The sequence below is a fragment of the Thermococcus sp. JCM 11816 genome (assembly GCF_055396515.1).
Map to the genome: position 1 here is coordinate 1,126,573 of NZ_AP043741.1, position 19,343 is coordinate 1,145,915.

The window sequence follows — 19,343 nt, forward strand, 5'->3', positions numbered from 1 at the left end:
AAAACCCCTACCCTAAGGGCGGAGAGGTTTGAGGGGTCTTCATCAGAACCCAATTCGAATTGGGTTCTTCGAACCCCTCTGGGGTGGCCACACCCCAATTACCCCTACCTCCAGCCAAAGCTGGAAGGCTTGGGGTTATGGTTCTCGCAGCTTTCTTCAAAATATTAAACGCTCCAACCAAGTCGGAGTTCATAACGACACCCTCCCTGTGGCACTTAAACAAACCCCTAACAAGGCGAGCGTTCTCATGGCGTTGGCCACAGAGAGGGCAAACCTGAGAAGTGAAAGCCTCATCAACAAGCTTAACTTTAATACCGTACTCTTCGGAGACTTCTTTCAAGCGTTTAATGACGTAACTAAAGTGCCAAACAGTAGATAAAAGATAATTCAGCTTTTTGTTTTTGTTAGAGTTTCTACTGATACCTTTAGGATAGCCAACGTAGATTTTCGAAACTCCTAAGCGATAAAGTCTCTCAATAGTTCTCCTCACCATAGTGTCTATATAATGCTTCATCTGGAGCTTAGCATTTAGGTGCATCTTTCGAAGTTTCCTGCTCTTCTTAGTCCCAGATTTGTTAATCTTGGACTGAACTTTAGCTATTCCCCTTCTAAAGTAGAAGGCTATGCTCTTCAGGGGTCTTCCGTTCACCAAGAATGATTCACCGTTCTCAACGTAAACGGCTATCAGGTTATTAATCCCAAGGTCTATTCCAGCCGAAAGATTACCTATGGGTTGTCTCGGGACTTCAACCCAACCCTCACGGTATAGCCTCTCCTCGACTGTGTAGCTAATATGAGCATACCATTTCCGCCTTACTGGGTCATAGGTTATTTCTAATCTTCCCTGCTTTCCCTTTAGATAGATTCTCCCCTTGAACTGGATTCTAAGCTTTCCGAACTTCCCAAGTCTCCTAAGCTCTAAGATGTTGTTTTCTATTTTGTATTGGTCGTTCCTTAGAGGGATTACAAAGAGCTTTTTGTCGTTCCTTTCTCTTATGAACGCTGGCGGTCTTGGTTTGAACCACTCTGGTAATTTGCCAGCTTTCTTCTTTCTTGAAAGGGCAAAGAAACTCCTCCAGCTTTCTGCGTTCTTTCTCGCCAACTGCTGTACTGTTGAACCGCCTATCCAGTCTTTAAAATTGTGATAGGCTTCTTTTTCTGTTCCAGCGAAGTCTATCTTTCCAAAGGTTTTGAACTGCTTTAGCCTTTGGTAGTTTATTTTATTCCATACTACGGCGATAGCTTGGGCTAATTCAAAGAGAACTCTTTCTTGCTCCTTTGAGGGTTGGAGTTTTACCCTTATCGCCCTCTTCATTTCAAAGTATGGTATGTTTTTTAGGCTTTAAAATAGTTTTGCTTTCCAGATTTGGTGTTGAGTCTTAGAATTCTCTACCCTGTCCTAAAGGGCGAGGCTTGATTTAACAAAATTCTTATAAGTATTCACGCCGTAATTATGCACATGAGAATAATTCACAGAAGAATAGAACTGTCGAGGCTCGAGGGCGAAGACTGGAAGATGCTCTACGGTAGGCGGAAGACGGGAAAGACCTTCCTCGTTAGGAATTTCCTCGACTACGACGAGTTCTTCTTCGTTGAGCGGGAGGGAATAGTTAGGGACCTAAATGAGGGCTCCACAATGACTTACGGCGAGTTCATGAGGCTCTTCCCTCGCCTGCTGAAGGGCGGTAAGGTGGTGGTGGACGAGTTCCACAGGCTACCGGATAGGTTCCTCGACCTCCTCCACGCCTACTCTGGAACCGGGGAGCTCATCCTCATAACCTCAACCCGCTGGCTAGCGAAGAGGAAACTCCTTGGAACCGGGAGTCCGCTCCTCGGGATAGTCCAGCCGATAAGGATAGATCCCATAGACGAGAGGGAGATTTTAGCCGAGATGAGCAGAGAAGTGAGGGGAAAGGAGCTAATTGAGGCATCTACCTACCTCAGGGAGCCTATCCTCGTCCCCCTTTACAGGTCGCCTTTGAGGGAGTTCTTGGCAGGCTATCTGAGTTCTTCGGGTCTGCTGATAGGCGAGCTCGTTGGCGAGGCCTTCACGGAGGAGGAGAGGGAGCTGACGGAAGTTTACAGGGCGATAATGAAGGGCATCGCCGATGGAAAGGAAACGAGCACGAGGCTTTCTTCGTTCCTCTACTCCCTCAGCCTGATAAGCAAGGACAACCCTGGAGTCTTGCAGAGGTACCTTGGAGTCCTAACGGACATGGGGATACTTAGGAGAACCCAGGTCACTGGAAAGAGGAGGAAGAAGTTCGTTTACAGGCACGCGTCACCCCTCTTCGACCTTCACTTCTACCTTGAGGCAAAATACGCCTACACGGAGCTTGAGACTCCTGTGGAGTTCATAAGGAGGGCGATAGACAAGAAACTACCGAGGCACGTTGAAGCCTTCATAGAGGAACTTTTGGCCAAGAGCTTTGGTTTGAGACCCGTGAGGATTGAAATGCCCGATTTGGAGCTTGACATAGCTCTTCAGGGCTTCAAGAAGCTCGAAGTGGTTGGAGAGGTCAAGTGGAAGGAGCGCGTTAAGAGGGAGGAAGTGAGGAGAATAGAGGAGAAGCTCAACCGCTTTGACTGCAGGAGGATTTTGGTGGTTCCAGATGAAAACGTTCTCGAAAGGAAGCCTGAGGGCGTTGAAGTCCTAACGCCCGAGGATCTGGTTGAGATTGCGAAAGAAGGGATGGAGAGGAGTATTTAGGCCCTTTCCTTGTGGAAGAACCCGACGACCTTTCCCTCTTCCATCGTCTTCCTCAGCATCTCGGCGGCTTTCTCCCCTCTTCTGCGTTCATCCTTCTCTTTTATCCCGTACTTCTCAGGGTTTTCGAGCATATCCCTCGCCAGCTTCAGGGCCTCGGCTATGCTAACCTCTTCCATCGCCAGCTCGTAGACAGGGTTGTCATGGGGTATGAGCGAAGCATCTTGAGCCCTCAGTTCCATGAGGGCCTGAGATGGCCCTTTTTCACCGAGAGGGGAAGTGGGGAGTAAAGGATCCACATCAAGAGAGCAGGAACCTCCACAGGGGGAGGCATCTGACGTTTATCCCCTTCACCCTCTCCTCGCAGGACTTCCAGCCCGTTACCACAGTTCCTTCGCTTAAGCCGAAGTGCTTCGCCGCTTCGACAAGGCCCTCCACCTCCCGCTCCCAGCTCTCGTCAACGTCCCAGCTCACCTGAACGAGCCTCGATATCTTTAGATTCTCTCTCACCACGAAGTCAACCTCGTGGCCGTTCCTGTAGTAGAAGACGTTCTCCCTCCCGTGCCTCTGCACGAGGTGCCTCGCCACCGCATTTTCCGCCAATCTCCCTATGTTCTCTGTGAACCGCGTTATCATGACGTTGGCCAGCCCGGTGTCAACCGCGTAGAGCTTCTTCGGATACCTCCTCACGTCCTTCACCTTTGGCGAGAGGATCGGAACCCTGTGGATAAGGTAAGCCTCCTCCATTGCGTCGAGGACGGAATCTACAAGGTTTGGCGAGACCTTTCTCCCAACTATCCCCGAGACTTCGTTCCTCAGCCTTGATGCGCTCACTAGAGCGGAGAACCGGCTTAAGGCCAGCTCGGCGACGAGTTTGACGAGCCTCGCGTCCCTGAAGCCGTGGCGGTAGGCAACGTCCCTAAGGATTATTCCCTCGAACAGTTCCCTCAAAAGCTCCCTCTTCAATCCCTCGTCATCGGTTAGGACGACCTGCGGGAACCCGCCGAACTCAAGGTACTCCCTTAAGGCCCTCTCAACCTCCCCCCTCCTTCCGAGAAGGGCAGGAAGTTCAATGGGGAGCCCCTTGAAGGAGAGAAACTCTCTGAATGAGAGGGGGTAAACCTCTGTTACTAAAACGCGTCCGGTTAAGAGGGTCGCAAGCTCGGAGCGGAGGAGGGAGGAGCTCGACCCGGTTACTATGACCTCGGCTTCACCCAAATCCAGAACCTTCCTGACCCACCGCTCCCAGCCCTCGACGTTCTGGACCTCGTCGAGAACCACCACGGGTCTAGCTCCCCTTGAGATGTAGGTTTTAAACGCCGAGAAGATCTCTTCCAGAAGCTCCAGGCTCAGGTCTGGATAGAACCTAGGCTCCTCAAGGTTAACGTAGAGCGTCTCCTCCGGCGGAAGACCCTTCTCTATTAGGAATCTCAGGTACTGACGGGCTAACGTGGTCTTGCCCGCCCTCCTAACCCCCACGAGAGCCAGGGCGTTCCCCGTGGAGAGCTTCCGTCTTATATCTTTAAGATAATCTCCTCTCGTGATGCCTGTATCCTGCTCTCTACCCCAAAAGTTGTAGGGGGCAAGCACCTCAATAAGCTCTTCCCGGCTCAGCATTTTATATCACAGAAAATATAAGAAAAGTGGGTTTTTATATTTTTCGCAATACAATTCACTTCTTGAGGAAGTCGAACAGCGTCGCCTGCTTGCCCTTCTTGGTTTTCTCCTTCTCGGGCTTCTCCTTCTTCCCAACGGTCTCTATCTCTTCCTCCGCTTCCTCAAGCTCCTCCTCGGTTAACTCTTCCTCCTCGACTTCTTCAAGTTCTTCTTCAGGTTCCCCAGCTTCCATAGTTTCCTCTTCCTCAGCCGCTTCCACCCTTCTTTCGGCTTCCTTTGCTCTCGCCTCAAGCTCACCTTCTTTCTTGAGTTTCTTCTCGATGTTCATGCTCTTTGCCCATATCGTCTTCGCCTTCTCCTTATCGCCGGCTATGAACTCAACCTCCTTCTCGCTGAGGTCGAGGAAAACGACAAAGTGGGCCGCCAAATCGGGGTTGTTCTCGAAGATAACCCTGAGGTAGCGGAGGGTTTCTATAGCCTCGGGCTTTGCCATGTGCATTTCGCTCATTATCTTCTTGATTACTGAATCCCTGAGCGAGCGCTCCTCCTTGCTCTCGGTGAGGAGCTTTATCGTCTTCGGCGGATAGATTTTGACGAAGCCCTTCTTCTTGATGCCAGCGACCGCCACCCCAGCCGTCATCATGTCGGTTGCGTACTTCCAGAGGCCGTAGTTCCCAGTCCTCTGGGCTCTGCCAAGGTATATATCAGCCCTGCTGATTGCTTCATACGCCCTGGCTATGTCCTCCGGCTTGTAGTAGACGTAAGGGATGTTCTCCTCTATCCACTGGAGAAGCTCGTTCGGCATCATGTCAACTCCAAGAACAGCCAACTTTGCCCTCTTGGCGTTGTCCGTTGCGAACAGCTGGGCAAGCGCCTGGAAAACACTCTTCTCAGTGTCGCGGTAAGCCAGGACTTCAACGGCATCCTCGACTCCACCGGTAACAACGGTCTGAAGATCGTTTACAGCTGCCCTCAGGTCGCCGTTAGCCCTCTTCGCTATCTCGTAGAGAACCTCCTTGGGAACTTCGAGTCCCTCGCGCTTGAGGATTCTCACGAGGGCCTTTATGATGTCCCTCTGCGTCAGCCTCTTGTACTCGACTATCTGGGCTTTGTTGCGTATCTCCTTGGGAACCTCCCAGTAGTGGTTGGCGCTCATTATTATCGGGTTTCTCGCCTTGTCGATGAGCTTCGCTATCTCCCTCGCCCCAGAGGGCTCGATGTTGTCAGCCTCGTCAAGGAATATCAGCTTCCTCCTCTTTCCGAGGATGTCCATGGTGTATGCAGCTTGAACGTAGCGCTCTATCTTTTCATACGTCCTCTCGTCGCTTGCGTTGAGCTCGATGACCTCGAAGCCGTACTCGTTGGCCAGGGCATAGACGGTGGTCGTTTTGCCGACTCCAGGGGGGCCTGCTAGAAGGAGGGCCTTCTTCTTCGGCGGATTTCCGTGGAGCCAGGCTTCGACCCACGCCCTAACCTGCTCTAACGCTTTCTCCTGGTTTACTATCTCGCTGAGCTTCCTAGGTCTGTATTTTTCAACCCATGGGACTTCCGTCATAGGGATCACTTACCCATAATCGTGAACTGGGCAAGGAGTGCCTCGAGCTGTATCATCTCGTTAGCCCCTTCAACCAGGCGGAAGTTGTACTCTCCTATCTTGTCCGCCAGGGCCACCTTCTTGTCCTCGGGAATCGGGAGGTTGAAGACCTCCTTGTGCATCTGGATGAGGACATCTTCACCGCTGAGGCCCTGCCTTAACAGGATATCCCTCAGCTTCTCTCTGGCCTTCAGGAAGTTGCCTTCCAGAGCAAGGGTCATCATTTCACGTACGTCTTCAGGCCTCGCCCTGCTGGCCACGAGGAAGACGTTCTCGTCGGTTATCTTCGTGTCGAGGGCTGCTGCCGCCTGAAGGACGTTGATTGCCCTCCTGAGATCGCCCTCAGCGACGTAGAGTATCGCCTGCAGGCCTTCCTCGGTGAGCTCGAGACCCTCATTTTCGGCTATGTACCTGATGCGCTTCGCTATGTCCTCATCGCGGAGCGGTCTGAAGCGGAAGATGGCACACCTCGACTGTATGGGTTCGATGATCTTTGAGGAGTAGTTACAGCTCAGGATAAAGCGGACGTTGTTCGAGAACATCTCCATCGTCCTTCTGAGGGCCTGCTGAGCGTCCTGTGTGAGGGCATCTGCCTCATCAAGGAAGATTATCTTAAAGCTCGCACCGCCTATCGGCTTCGTCCTCGCGAACTCCTTTACCTTTTCACGGATGACGTTTATACCCCTCTCATCGCTCGCGTTCAGCTCTAGGAAGTTGTGCCTCCAGTTCTCACCGAAGAGTTCTCTAGCTAAAGCCAGTGCAGCGGTTGTGTTGTGAACAACCGTCGGCATGTTTCCGGCGATGAAGTTGTGGTATCCTGGAACGTGGAGGTCGTAGATGACGAAGTCGCCCTTAAGCTCCTTCACTTCGGTTATCTCGTCCCAGTAGAGCTCATTCTGGGAGAGGAATATCAGGTATGCTACCCCTTCCTTAAGCTTCTCGTCGGAGAGGATTTCCCCTATTAGTTCGAGCTCGATTTTCCTTATTTCCTCAAGTTCCTTGATCTTCTCCGTGTTGCTCTCAAGAATTATTCTCACGCTGGAGTTCCAGGTGCCGAGTTTCCTTCCGATTTCGGCATAGCTTGAGTACTTCCTTGCAAAGACCCTCATGGCATTAATCGTAGGTTCAAGGTCGATCCCAAGGGCCTTCGCTATCTTGATGTAGTTCCTCAGGCTCGGCTTCCTCTTGCCCTTAATGTACTCGAGGAGTCTGTCGGCCCTAATCCCCGTCTTTTCCGCTATCTCCTTTCTCCGCTCCGCCATCTCGTTCCAGTCTATGAGGATGCTCCTTGAGAGGGATTCTTTCAGTCTCTCAAGCTCATCGAGGCGGTAGTAAATTTCCTTCATCAGCTCCCACGAGATCTTTCTAGCCTTTCTGTGGCTCCAGCTCCTCTTATCGTCGGAGAAGTTTAGCTTAAGCCTGTCCCTAACGTAGGAGATAAGTTCATAGTTGACATTCAAGCTGTCGAGGTTCGGGTTGGGCTTCTTGACGAGCTTTAGGGTTCTTTCCAATTTTTCCCTGTGGGAGAAGCCGATCTCGCTCAGAAACCTCTCCAAGTTCTCTGAACCTGAGATTGTGACATGGTAGTATGTCTTACCCCTGACTTTTTTCTCCCTTATCTTTGAGGTTATTCCAAAACCAGCTAAGGCATAGGTCACCTGCTCCGCCATTTCCCTGCTGGCAGTTGCCAGTACTACGGCGTTCTTATCAACTCCAGCATCGCAGTCAAAGTATGCCCTGAGGAAGGAGCGAATCCCCTCCCAGCCTTTCTCAGGTATGTAAACCTTATCCGCTTTTCTCCCGGCCAAACCAAGCGAACTTACAAGCTCCCAGGCCCTCCGTGAGTTCACGTAAACGTCCGGTGCCCTGTTTTTGTGGATTCTTTCCCTGATCTTCGCATCTGGGAAGAGCCTCTCGGTCAGCTCCATAAAGCGCTGCCTTAAAGATGGGTCTGTGTTTGTAAAGGTGATTACTTTATTCTTCGAGTCGGCGTGGCCGTCCCCAATAAAATAGCCAAGCCACTCAGCCAGGGGGTCTTCCTCAGCTATGGCCGGAAGGAAGCGCGGCACGGCAAGCCTGTCGCCTGGTCTGAGTTCCTCAGCCTTTACCCACATGATCTCCCCGTTTTTCCTGTTCACGAGTAGCGGGTGATAGGGAGTGACCTTGAGCTCCCTACCGAGGCGAGTCCTTACCTTTATCAGCCTCTCGGCCCTGTCCTTGTAGACGTACTGAACCTCGAACTCCCTCAGCTTTCCGTCCTCATCTATTCCAAGGACTTTGAGACCTTCAACTGGTGTGGGGCCGAACCTACCCTTGGAAACTTTTTCAACGAGTTCTCCCAGCTCAAAGAGCCTGCCGTTGGCTATGACCTTAGCATCCCCAGTGAGGCACTTCCCGACGCCGGGTGGCCCTGCGAATAGAAGGTGCGGCATCGAGCCGGTTTTAACGTAGTGCTTCAGCCTCTTGACTATGTGATCCTGACCTACTATGTCCTCGAGCCTCTGGGGTCTGTACTTCTCGACCCACGGCTTTTCGAGAATTTTAACTTCCTTCACTTCCTCGGACATGGATTTTCACCTAAACCTTTATGAGCCCCCAGAGTTTAAGGCTTTTGCCGTCTCACTGGGACGCTGTACCCAACCAACCATTGTCTTCTCGTGGAACTGCACTGACCTGCCCACTGCAAAACTTTTATACTTCAATGACCAAGAACCATCGGTGATTCTCATGGGAAAGCTTGACTGGATTAGGGAGGAGCTCCAGGAGCTCAAGGATAAGGGATTGTATGTAACCATCAGAAAGCTTGAGAGCGCCCAGGGCCCGTGGGTTGTAGTTGACGGGAAGAAGGTTCTCAACATGTGCTCCAACAACTATCTCGGCCTAGCCGCCCACCCGGAGATAAGATACGCGGCCATAAGGGCTATCCTTGACTACGGTGTTGGTGCTGGAGCTGTTAGAACTATCGCCGGAACCATGGAGCTCCACGTGGAGCTTGAGGAGAAACTGGCCAAGTTCAAGAAGAGGGAAGCGGCCATACTCTTCCAGAGCGGTTACAACGCCAACCTCGGAGCTATAAGCGCGCTCCTTAAGAAGGGCGAGGACGGTGTGTTCATCAGCGAAGAACTCAACCACGCGAGCATCATAGATGGAATGCGCCTCAGCGGTGCGCCTAAGGTCATCTACAAGCACATAGATATGGAGGACTTAAAGAAGCGCCTCGAAGAGAACAAGGACAAGAAGAAGAAAATCATCGTCAGCGACGGCGTCTTCTCGATGGACGGCGATTTAGCACCGCTCCCGGAGATGGCCGAGCTGGCTGAACAGTACGATGCCATACTCTACATCGACGACGCCCACGGTGAGGGTGTCCTCGGTGACAGCGGAAGGGGTATCGTTGACCACTTCAAGCTCCACGACAAGGTTGACTTCGAAATGGGTACCCTCAGCAAGGCCTTCGGTGTCATTGGAGGCTACGTAGCGGGTCCGGAGGAGGCTATCGAATACCTCCGCCAGAGGGCGAGGCCGTTCCTCTTCTCGAGCGCCCCGAACCCACCTGATGTTGCAGCGGCTATAGCGGCCGTTGAGATACTCCAGAGGAGTGACGAGCTCGTTAGGAAGCTCTGGGACAACACCAACTTCCTCCAGAAGGGCCTCAGAGACCTCGGCTACGACCTCGGCAACACCAAGCACCCGATAACCCCAGTTATGCTCTACGATGAGAAGCTCGCCCAGGAGTTCTCGAGAAGGCTGTACGACGAGTACAACATCTTCGCGCAGGCGATCGTCTATCCGACAGTTCCGCTCGGAACTGCGAGGATTAGGCTCGAACCCTCAGCCGCCCACAGCAAGGAAGACCTGCAGTACGTCATAGATGCCTTCGAAGACCTCGGAAAGAAGACCGGGTTCCTGAAGTGAAGTTCCCTTTTCTTTATTATCTTCTGAAGTCTTGAAAAGGGATAAAAATTCGGCTTAGCTTTCAGTAAGTTCCATTGTATCTCCATGCAACTCTTTTACTCAGGCTTCTTTTTATCGGTTCTAAGAGCAAAACGCAGCTATTAATTAAATTTAAACTTAAAAAGAAATAAAGAATTTTTACTTATTTGATGAGAAAAGCTTATAAGGATGTCCTCATTTGTTGATGAGTACAGTTGCCTCTGGGTGTGGGTGGCTTGGAAGAATGAATGGCACTGGCAGTGGACACCACCCATGTACGTCTACGGGCCCGTCCTCAAGTATCTTAGGATTGGCCCCCGCACCCTTAAAAATGATTACCACATACCAGACCCATGAGGTGAAACTATGAAACGTTGGAGCCTTGTACTTCCCACCCTTTACTTTCTCTTCCTTTTCCTGCTGGCACTGCTTAATATTCCAAGGAAAGTTAGCCGGCCCTTAACATGGATTGAGGTCGGCGGGATTGTGTTCATGGTCATACTGGGTGGATACCTTGAAAGACGCGTTTCAAAGATGGAAATCACAGCAATAGGCCTCTTCACGATCCTCTGGCTTGGTCTAGCTTTTATTGTCAATATAAAAAGAGAATACTTTGCTCTCATTGGCCTCATTATAGAGTTCATCCTAGTGTTAATCCTGAAGCGCGCGGGATGATCATATGAGACCATTCGATTTCTTTTTCGTTTACTCTTTTCTTGCCTGTGATTATTAAGATCTTAACGTGGTAATCATAGTCCCAGTGGTCAGGAATGCCAAGGGCGACAAGCCTTCCCCCTACCGCTACGGGTGGGCCCTGAGCGTGATAGGTATGCTCCTGTCCCCATTTGTTTCCCTGGCGAAGAGCTATCTCGTGGTGACTCTGTTCCTCGTCCTGTGGTACTATCTTGTCATCTGGACTTTCTCCTGGGAAGTAGCCCCTAAAAAGGCAAAATCCTTTAGTTTTTCTCCCCCTAACGGGAAGAATATTTAATTAAAAGTCAGGCAGAAAACACCACCCCCCAGAGAGCCACCTACGACGAACTCCCAAGGTGGGTTCAAAACGTTGTAAAAGAACTCAGGGAGATAAAAAGCTGAAGATTAGAACTTCACCCACTCGACCTTGTAGTAGGTCACGTCGGCGTCTTCGTCAACTATCGCCATTATCATGTTCTTCCTCACGCCGTGAGCCACCCTGACGCGAGCGGTTATGTCGTTTGGACTTAACCTGGAGTTCTCGGGGACAACCCAGACGAGCCACTCGGAGTGCTCCTCCATTCCCCTCCGGTAGACCCTGAAGTGGGAGCCGAACTTCAGGCCGGACTTCACAGTGTAGCCCCTATCTCTCAGGTCCTTGTAGACGAGATATTTTGCATCAAAGAGCTCATCCCTGGCCCTGCCGAGGTTCATTATCTCCTCAAGCGAGAGCTTCCTCTTGCCGTCCCTGACCTCAATCTTGCCGCGCTCCACTAGATAGGCCGCTTCTAGAAGAGATAGAAACAGCTTACCCTCAACGACCTTTCCAAAGTATCGCTTGTTGTAGAGCCCGTTTATCGCGTTCTGATCGGTTGAGAAGACCCTGTCGCCGCTCAGGTAGAAGATTATCATCAGCTTCCCCTCCATTCCTCCGCTGGGAGTAGCATGTAGTAGGCATCCTCGCCGTCGGAGTAGTAGCCTATAATCCTCTTAACCTTCCTGAAGCCGAAGCGTTCGTAGAGCCTTATCGCCTTTTCGTTGCTCACCCTGACCTCCAGGCCGATGTAGCGGGCGCCCCTCTTTATGAGTCTTTCAATGGCTTCAGATAGGAGGGCAGAACCTATTCCGTTGCCGCGGTACTCTTTATCAACGGCTATGCTCATTATGTGTCCTTCAAGGTCCGGGCGAAGATAGCCCATCACGTAGCCAATAACCTTCCCGTTGTACTCCGCCACGAGAAAGGTTTCGGGATTGTTCTCGAGAAACATTAAGAAAATCCCTCTCGGGTAGGCCTCGCGGAAAGATTCGCGCTCTATCCTCATAACCTCAGGGATGTCGAAGAGCTTCGCCGGCCTTATCACGACCATCGCGAGGGGAATCCTTCTGCTGACCTCTCTAGCTGATGTGCTCATATTACAAACTCCCTCCAAAGCCTTAAAAGGATTGAGGAGAGCCCTTGATGGGTGGCCACCCAAGGTGATGAGCACTCTCGAACCTGACGGGCAGGATGATGACCGGATTCCTGGCTGATTTTTCTCCTTTTGTGGTAAGAATAGGCAAGCAGCAAAGTTTAAAACTCTGAAACTGGAAGTTACTCGATAGGTGGGAGTTATGAGGATAGCCGAGGATATTAACAAGCCCGTTGGAATCGTGACTGGGGAGGCAACGGTTAGCTCGTTCCAGTTCTACGCTCATCCCGACACGGACCTGAAGTTCGGAGACTTCGTGGTTGCGAGGCTCTGCAAAGAAGCTAAAGATCGGAACTGCCGCTGGGGAGAAAATGGAGAGGGCGTTGAGTGGGTTATCGGCACAATAAGAGGGCTTAAGAACATAAACTGGCTCCTGAGCGAGGGTAAGAGCACATACAGCTCCCTTGAGCTCGACATAAGGGAGTACGGAGAGAGCATAGGCGAGAATGAGGCGCTGATAGTTACCGTCCACGTCCTCGGAAAGGTTCAGCTCAACGGCGAGAAGGCTGAAGTAGTCCCGACCAGAGTTCCCGTCCCAAACGGGAACAGGGTTTATTTAGCCAGCTCGGACCTTCTGAGGGCAATATACTACGGCGGAAACGGCTACATAGAGCTTGGAAGACTGATAATCAGGGAAGACGTCCCGGTTTATCTCAACGTGAACGAGCTTGTGTCAAGGCACTTCGCAATTTTAGCTGTGACGGGTGCAGGAAAGAGCAACACAGTTTCGGTAATGCTCTGGAAGCTCGTTGAGGAGCTCGGCGGAACAGTGATAGTCCTCGACCCCCACGGTGACTACACGAAGCTCAGCCTGCCTGGGACGGGAAGGGAGTACGTAAAGAGGATAGATGCCAAAATAAGGCCGGAAACAATGGACGGCGAGGAGCTGGCAGATTTGATGGAGATCCAGAGCAACGCGAGCATACAGCGCTCCTACCTGCTTAGGGCCTGGGACACGGTTCTTCACGAGAACCCGGGAATTGGCGGAAAGGAAGCGGTCAAGCTCGTCCACGATTTACTCCAAAAGTGGGCAAGCGATGGATTCGGAACCTACTGGGATCCACATGCCGGCCAGTATAGAGACCTCGGAGAGATAAAATCGGCGGAGAAGGAGACGATAATGAGGCTTACCATGAAGGTCTCCCGCTTCCTGAGGAACTACGGCCATCTGCTCTCGAGCGAAGACATAGTTGCCCTCATAGAGCCAGGCAAGGTGAACGTTATAGACCTCGGCCCGCTCGACGAGGGCCAGATGAAACTGGTAGTTGCCAAGTTCCTCGAAAAGGTCTTTGAGACGAGGATGGACTACGAGAAGGCCAGAAAGAGGCTTGACGACCTCAGGACGACCTATCCAGGCAACATCTCGGCAGTTTCGGAGGAGATAAGCGAGCTTGAGAAGTTCATGAGGGGAGTGGAGAAAAACTATCCCGCCCTTGCTGAACCTGTTATGGTCATCGTGGAAGAGGCTCACATCTTCGCGCCTCATGGAGAGAAGGGAGGAGCCGTCAGAATACTTGGAAGAATAGCGAGGGAGGGAAGGAAGTTCGGCGTCGGCCTCGGTCTGGTCTCCCAGAGGCCGAGCAGGCTCAGCGAAGACGTCCTGAGCCAGACGAACACCAAAATCATCATGCGCATCGTCAACCCGAACGACCAGCAGTACGTCATAAGGGCCAGCGAGCAGGTGAGCGGGGAGCTTATGAGCGACATCGCTGGACTGGGCAAGGGTGAGGCAGTGATAGTCGGTCAGGCGATAAGCCTTCCGGCTTTGGTTAAGATATACAACTTCAAGGCCCTCGGCGGGAACTACGGAGGAGAAGACATAGGCGCGGTCGAGAGGTGGCTTGAAAGGAAGAGGCGCGAGCTTGAGGAGAAGGAGAAGGAAGAGATGTATGAAGAAGAGGGCATCGAGGTTGACTTTTGAGGTGTGATGTGATGAAGTTCGCACACATAGCGGATGTCCACCTGGGCTTCGAGCAGTACCGCCTGCCGTACAGGGCCGACGAGTTCGCGGAGGCATTCAGGCGGGCGATTGAGATAGCCGTAGAGGAGAAGGTTGACTTCGTACTCATAGCAGGGGACCTCTTCCACTCCAGCAGGCCCAGCCCTGAAACGCTGAAGCAGGCGATGGAAATACTCTCACTGCCGAAGGAGAGGGGTATACCAGTTTTTGGAATCGAGGGCAACCACGACAGGACGCAGAGGAGGGTTTCTGCTTACCATCTCCTCGAAAAGCTTGGCCTGCTCTACCTCATCGGTCTCAGGGAGGAGAAGGTTGAGAGCGAGCACCAGAGGAGCGAGAAGACCGAGAGGGGCTGGCTCGTTAAAGGGGTTTTTGATAAGGGCAACAAAAGCATAGAGATACACGGTATGAAATACATGAGCGCGGCGTGGCTCGAAAAGAACCCGCCGAAGGAGATATTCAGACCCGAGGGGGACTCCATACTTATGCTCCACCAGGGAATCAGGGAACTCGTCGAGGAGATGATGGGCAAGCTGCCCGAGAGCCAGCGCGACTACTACGAGCTCAGGCTCGGCGACCTGCCGAAGGGCTACCTCTACTACGCCCTCGGCCACATCCACAGGGCGTTCCTGACGAGCTACGACATCGGAAAGCTCGCCTATCCCGGCTCGCTCCAGAGGTGGGACTTCGGGGACTACGAGATAAGGTACCGCTGGGACGGGAATACCTTCAAGCCGACCGCTGGGAACCCTAAGGGCTTCTACATCGTCGAGGACTGGGAGCCGAGGTTCGTGGAGCTGAAGGTCAGGCCCTTCATTGACGTCAACATCAAGGCCGACGAAGAAACCGCAAAGAGGGAACTGAAGCGCCTCTCCACCAAGATTCCAGAGGAAGCTTTTGTGAGGCTTGACATCCGCTGGGAGAGGCCCTACGACGTTTCAAAGCTCACCGAGCTGATAAAGGCCCGCTACGTCTACGTGAGGACGAGGTTCGAGAGGAAGCTGACTGGGAGAACCCCCTCAGGAGAAGTTCCAAAGCCAGAGGAGTACTTCATTCCCGTCGAGCTGAAGGCGATAAACCTCACGGGCGAAAAGACCATCGAGTCTATTGAAGAAGTCGTTGAGCTCTTCCTCGGTGAGGGATGGGACGAGAAGCTCCCTAAGAAAACTGAAGAGCCCGAAAGGAAAGAAGATGCTACAGCTAAGAAAGAAGGAAGCCCTGAGAAAGAAAAGAGAACCAAAACCCAAGGGAAAGGACAGAGGGAGAAGAAAGAGCGCAAGGAGTCTGAAAAGAAGGTCGTTAAAAAGCCCTCCAAAGGTTCAAACCTCCTTGACTGGCTCGGTGGTGGGAGATGAAGATTGAAAAGCTAATAATAAAGGACTTCCGCTCTCACGCCCTCACGAAGGTGAACTTCTCGAGCGGGATAAACCTGATAATCGGCCAGAACGGGAGCGGGAAGAGCTCTCTCCTCGATGCCCTCCTTGTGGGGCTCTACTGGCCGTCGAAGCCGAAAGACCTGAAAAAGGACGACTTCGAGAGGATAAACGGGAGCGGGACGGAAATTACCGTGTTCTTCGAGAAGGGGAACGTGAAGTACCAGATACACAGAAACATCGGCAGGGGACTGGCCTTCGTGAAGTACTACGACGGAAGCTCCTGGAAGACCCTTGAGACTGGTCAGAAGCCCGTGAGGGAGTGGATGGAGAAGCTGGTTCCCTACGATGTCTTCCTCAACGCGATATACATCCGACAGGGCGAAATAGACGCCATCCTTGAGAGCGACGAGAGCAGGGAAAAAGTAGTCAGGCAGGTTCTCGGCCTCGACCGATACGAAAACTCCTACAAGAACCTTCTGGATGTGAGAAAGGAGATTGATGCAAGGATAAAGGCCATCGAAGACTACCTGAAGAGCACCGAGAACATAGACGAGCTGATAGGAAACCTCGAAAAGGAGCTCACTTCCGTCCTCAGGGAAATAAACGAAATCTCGCCGAAACTCCCTGAACTAAGAGGGAAGCTTGAGGGGCTTGAGAAGGAGCTGAAGGCACTTGAAAAAACTGCTGAGGAACTCGCAAAGGCAAGGATTGAGCTGAAGAGCGAGGAAGGAAACCTGAGAGAGCTTGAGGCCAAGAAGAGCGGAATCCAGAGCATGATCCGGGAAACCGAGAAGAGGGTTGAAGAACTGAAGGAGAAGGTAAAGGAGCTCGAGAGTCTGGAGGAAAAGGCAAAGGAATACGAAAGGCTCTCTAGGTTCTACAGGAACTTTACCGAGGGCATAAACAGAATAGAAAAGCTCCTGGCCACTTACTCCCAGCAGGCGGAGAACCTGAGGGAGCGCATTGAGGAACTGAGCAAGAAAGAGGCCCGAGTGAAGGAGCTCCTGAAGGAGAAAGAAGGACTTCAAAAAGAGCTGGGAGCCCTCGAAGAGGATCTTAAGGCATACCAGAGGGCTAAGGAGCTGATGGCCAACCTCGAGAGGCTGAAGAAGAGGCTCACTCTGAGCGAGGGGGAAATAGAAAAGCTAGAAGCAGAAATCCAGAAGGCCCGGGAGAGAAAGGAAGAGATCATGAAAGAACTCGAGGAGATAGGCTCGAGGAGGGGCGAGCTGAAGAGCATCGCCGGGGAGAGGAACAAGGCGATAATAGAGCTGAAGAAGGCGAAGGGGAAGTGTCCTGTCTGCGGCGCAGAGCTCACGGAGGAACACCGGAAGGAGCTCCTCGAGAAGTACACGGTCGAGCTAAAAGAGATATCGGCTGAGATGAAAGAGCTCGAAAAGAGGGAAAAGAAGCTTAGATCAGAGCTCGTGGAGGTCGAGAAGACGCTGAAGAAGGAGAGGGAGCTTTTTGCCCTCAGGGAAGTCCTTGAGCAGATCAGGGAAACCGAGGAGAAGCTCAAGGAATACGACCTCGAAAAGCTCGAAGAGGCCAACGAGAAAGCTGAAGAGCTGAAGAAAAAGCTGGCTGGTTTAGATGGCGAGATAAAAAGCCTGGAGGATGAGATTAAGAAAGGGGAGCTCCTCAAGAAGAAGCTCGCCCTTGTGGAAAAGAAGCTGAGGGAGCTTGAGGAGGAGAGGGTTTCCCTGCTCGGCGAGCTGAAAAAGCTCGGATTTGGGGACGTTAAGGAGCTTGAAGAGAGGTTGAAGGAGCTCGAGCCTGCTTACAAGCGCTATATCGAGCTTAGGCCCGCGAGGGACGAGCTCAAGCGGGAGGAAGACCTTCTGAAGAGCCTCAAACTTGATCTCACGGCCATTCTTAAGGAAATCGAGAAGACCTCGAAGAGGGTCGAGGAGCTGAGGAAGAGAGTTGAAGAGCTCGAAAAGTCCTACGATAAGGACAGACACGAGGAGCTGAAGGAGAAGACGAGGGAGCTTTCAAACGAGCTTGCTGGCCTTGAGGCCCGCCTGAAGTCGCTCGAAGAGCGCAGGGACGAGGTAAAGGCCAGCCTTGAGAAGCTGAGGGAGGAGAAGGAAACCAGAAAGGAGAAGGCAAAGGAGCTTGAGAAGCTCAAGAAAGCGAGAGAGCGCGTGCAGAGGCTCAGGGAGAAGGTTAAGGCCTACAAGAACCTGCTCAAGGAAGGGGCCTTGGCCAAGGTCGGCGAGATGGCGAGCGAGATATTTGAGGAGCTTACCGAGGAAAAATATTCGGGAGTCACCGTGAAGGCCGAGGAGAACAAGGTGAGGCTCGGCGTGGTCTACAACGGAAAGGAATACGGACTCGGCTTCCTCAGCGGTGGCGAGAGGATAGCTTTAGGCCTTGCCTTCAGGTTGGCCTTGTCCCTCTACCTTGCCGGAGAGATAAGCCTGCTCATTCTCGACGAGCCGACGCCGTACCTCGACGAGGAGAGGAGGAGAAGGCTCGTGGACATAATGCAGCGCTACCTCAGGAAGATACCGCAGGTCATCGTGGTTTCCCACGACGAGGAGCTGAAGGACGCGGCGGACAGGGTGATAAGGGTGAGCCTTGAGAACGGCGTTTCAGTCGTCAGGGAAGCGGAGGTGGGCTGATGTACAGGCTCATCGACAGGAGGAGCGTGGACAGGATAAAGGCGCTCCTGGAGAGGGGCTACCGCGAGGCTGAGAGCAAGCTGGCCGAGATAGAGTGGAAACCTCTGCCGAAGGAGAGGAAGCAGACGAGGGTCTACGCCGTTGACGGAAGCCAGGGAAAGCAAAGGCTGAGCGGCACGATCTTCTACGCCGTTTCAAGCTACGCCTTCGGCAACGGGCCAGCTTATCGGCTTGTCTACACCAACGCGATGCTCTACAACCAGGGCATCTCCGATCAGATCATCAGGCTCCAGATGGAGACCCTTGAGAACAAGCTGGGCTACCTGTCCGCGAAGCTCGGGGACGTTGACTACGTCATGATGGACGGAACCCTGACGGGCTCCCTGACGAGGCCACCAGTCTATCCTGAGAGCGTGAGAGGAATAAATGCCCTTGAAGCCCTATTAAAAGAGAAATTCAGCGATTTGATTACTGATTTTCTTGATGAGCTCGATCGTAATTACGAAAACTTGATGAATGTCCTTGGGAAATCTCAAAAAGCGTATTCAGGAGTCATTCTTGCCGATGAGTTGCTCAATAACTTTGTCAAGAAATACGCGTCCTCAAGGCTTCTTGGATATGCCAGAAAGATTAGAATTTCCTCGTGTGAGACACTTCCAGAGAAAATTCCAATACCTCTCGAGTACTTAGAAGAGAACTCTGACAAAACCGTTCAAGAAATCCTCAACGAGATTAAGAAAAAATACTGCAAAAAGATCATCATCGAGGACATCCGGGATGCGATCCATGTTGTCCTAAGCTACCTTGAATATCTGTACTCCCTAGACAAACTCCTCTCGGACGATATAACTCTCGTTTATCTTGCAAAGAGCTTTTACAATAAATCAATAGCCAAGCAGGTCAAGCTGGATATCGTGGACGTTGCATACTTAGATGCATTCCTCAAAAAAAGATATGGAAGTGAACTTTCAGGTTATTACAGGTTCCCAAAACGAACAAAGGTCGAGCATTCAATTCCCGATGTCCTCTCTGGAATCTTCAAGAACGTCGAGGAGACGATAACAAAAGGAGTGCCCAGTGCATACATAAGGACTATGAAGGGCGGAGTAATCTACCTGCTCCAGAGCAACCGCGACATAGACGATGATCTTTTGAGCGAGATTCTATGGCACGAGAGCAACGGCTACTTCAGGCCGCTCCAGAGGGCACACGAGGGCGTCAAGATCGAAAAGAAGGCCTTTGAGGCCGAACTTAAAGCCCTGCTCAACATAATAAAGGCCGAGAGCCCCGAGCTGAGGGTGTTCCTGAAGTACGGAAGAAGTCCACTGGAGTAGCGAAAGGTTTAAACACCTGGACAAAAAGTCCAG

15 protein-coding genes are annotated in these 19,343 nt (G+C 52.0%); 8 read left to right on the forward strand and 7 right to left on the reverse strand.

Annotated elements, in window-relative coordinates:
- Window positions 1–7: 7 nt before the first annotated feature.
- Window positions 8–1,315, reverse strand: a complete 1,308-nt coding sequence (locus ACZ5TN_RS06445; RefSeq protein ID WP_464916278.1) for an RNA-guided endonuclease InsQ/TnpB family protein — start codon at window positions 1,313–1,315, stop codon at window positions 8–10.
- Window positions 1,316–1,459: 144 nt separating this feature from the next.
- On the opposite strand from ACZ5TN_RS06445, the gene ACZ5TN_RS06450 reads away from it, so the two are divergent.
- Window positions 1,460–2,710 (forward strand): ATP-binding protein, encoded by a 1,251-nt coding sequence (locus ACZ5TN_RS06450; protein ID WP_464916279.1) that lies wholly within the window; start codon window positions 1,460–1,462, stop codon window positions 2,708–2,710.
- Here the strand turns inward: ACZ5TN_RS06450 and ACZ5TN_RS06455 are convergent.
- From ACZ5TN_RS06455 to ACZ5TN_RS06470, 4 genes are read right to left on the reverse strand one after another with little or no spacing between them, the layout of a single operon-like run.
- On the reverse strand, window positions 2,707–3,006 hold the full coding sequence (locus ACZ5TN_RS06455) for a hypothetical protein (protein ID WP_048053785.1): 300 nt from the start codon (window positions 3,004–3,006) through the stop codon (window positions 2,707–2,709). The genes ACZ5TN_RS06450 and ACZ5TN_RS06455 overlap by 4 nt on opposite strands.
- Before the next feature lies 1 nt (window position 3,007).
- On the reverse strand, window positions 3,008–4,324 hold the full coding sequence (locus ACZ5TN_RS06460; protein WP_464916280.1) for an ATP-binding protein: 1,317 nt from the start codon (window positions 4,322–4,324) through the stop codon (window positions 3,008–3,010).
- 55 nt (window positions 4,325–4,379) lie between these two features.
- Complete coding sequence (locus tag ACZ5TN_RS06465; protein ID WP_464916281.1) at window positions 4,380–5,879, reverse strand: replication factor C large subunit; 1,500 nt, start codon at window positions 5,877–5,879, stop codon at window positions 4,380–4,382.
- A gap of 5 nt (window positions 5,880–5,884) precedes the next feature.
- Entirely contained in the window at window positions 5,885–8,485 is a 2,601-nt protein-coding gene (locus tag ACZ5TN_RS06470; protein ID WP_011251168.1) for a replication factor C small subunit, read from the reverse strand.
- A gap of 160 nt (window positions 8,486–8,645) precedes the next feature.
- Here ACZ5TN_RS06470 and ACZ5TN_RS06475 point away from each other — a divergent pair, with 160 nt between their 5' ends.
- The 3 genes from ACZ5TN_RS06475 (at window position 8,646) to ACZ5TN_RS06485 (ending at window position 10,842) form a co-directional block, all read left to right on the forward strand.
- Window positions 8,646–9,833 (forward strand): glycine C-acetyltransferase, encoded by a 1,188-nt coding sequence (locus tag ACZ5TN_RS06475; protein WP_011251167.1) that lies wholly within the window; start codon window positions 8,646–8,648, stop codon window positions 9,831–9,833.
- 384 nt (window positions 9,834–10,217) lie between these two features.
- Window positions 10,218–10,526 (forward strand): hypothetical protein, encoded by a 309-nt coding sequence (locus ACZ5TN_RS06480; protein ID WP_464916282.1) that lies wholly within the window; start codon window positions 10,218–10,220, stop codon window positions 10,524–10,526.
- 67 nt (window positions 10,527–10,593) lie between these two features.
- Entirely contained in the window at window positions 10,594–10,842 is a 249-nt protein-coding gene (locus ACZ5TN_RS06485; RefSeq protein WP_464916283.1) for a hypothetical protein, read from the forward strand.
- 107 nt (window positions 10,843–10,949) lie between these two features.
- Here the strand turns inward: ACZ5TN_RS06485 and endA are convergent, their stop codons facing one another.
- Both endA and rimI read right to left on the reverse strand, forming a co-directional pair.
- Window positions 10,950–11,456, reverse strand: a complete 507-nt coding sequence (gene endA / locus ACZ5TN_RS06490; RefSeq protein WP_011251165.1) for a tRNA-intron lyase — start codon at window positions 11,454–11,456, stop codon at window positions 10,950–10,952.
- Complete coding sequence (gene rimI, locus ACZ5TN_RS06495) at window positions 11,456–11,956, reverse strand: ribosomal protein S18-alanine N-acetyltransferase (protein WP_464916284.1); 501 nt, start codon at window positions 11,954–11,956, stop codon at window positions 11,456–11,458. Before rimI ends, endA begins: the two co-directional genes overlap by 1 nt.
- A 199-nt stretch (window positions 11,957–12,155) precedes the next feature.
- Here rimI and herA point away from each other — a divergent pair, with 199 nt between their 5' ends.
- Genes herA through nurA form a run of 4 tightly spaced genes read left to right on the forward strand, consistent with a single transcriptional unit; the run spans window position 12,156 to window position 19,310 of the window.
- Entirely contained in the window at window positions 12,156–13,934 is a 1,779-nt protein-coding gene (herA, locus tag ACZ5TN_RS06500) for a DNA double-strand break repair helicase HerA (protein WP_464917548.1), read from the forward strand.
- Between the two features lie 11 nt (window positions 13,935–13,945).
- The gene (gene mre11 / locus ACZ5TN_RS06505; RefSeq protein WP_464916285.1) at window positions 13,946–15,328 is read left to right on the forward strand and encodes a DNA double-strand break repair protein Mre11; all 1,383 of its coding nucleotides are present in this window, start codon (window positions 13,946–13,948) and stop codon (window positions 15,326–15,328) included.
- Entirely contained in the window at window positions 15,325–17,976 is a 2,652-nt protein-coding gene (rad50, locus tag ACZ5TN_RS06510; RefSeq protein ID WP_464916286.1) for a DNA double-strand break repair ATPase Rad50, read from the forward strand. The genes mre11 and rad50 overlap by 4 nt, the downstream gene beginning before the upstream one ends.
- On the forward strand, window positions 17,976–19,310 hold the full coding sequence (gene nurA, locus ACZ5TN_RS06515; protein WP_464916287.1) for a DNA double-strand break repair nuclease NurA: 1,335 nt from the start codon (window positions 17,976–17,978) through the stop codon (window positions 19,308–19,310). Before rad50 ends, nurA begins: the two co-directional genes overlap by 1 nt.
- The last annotated feature ends 33 nt before the right edge of the window (window positions 19,311–19,343 follow it).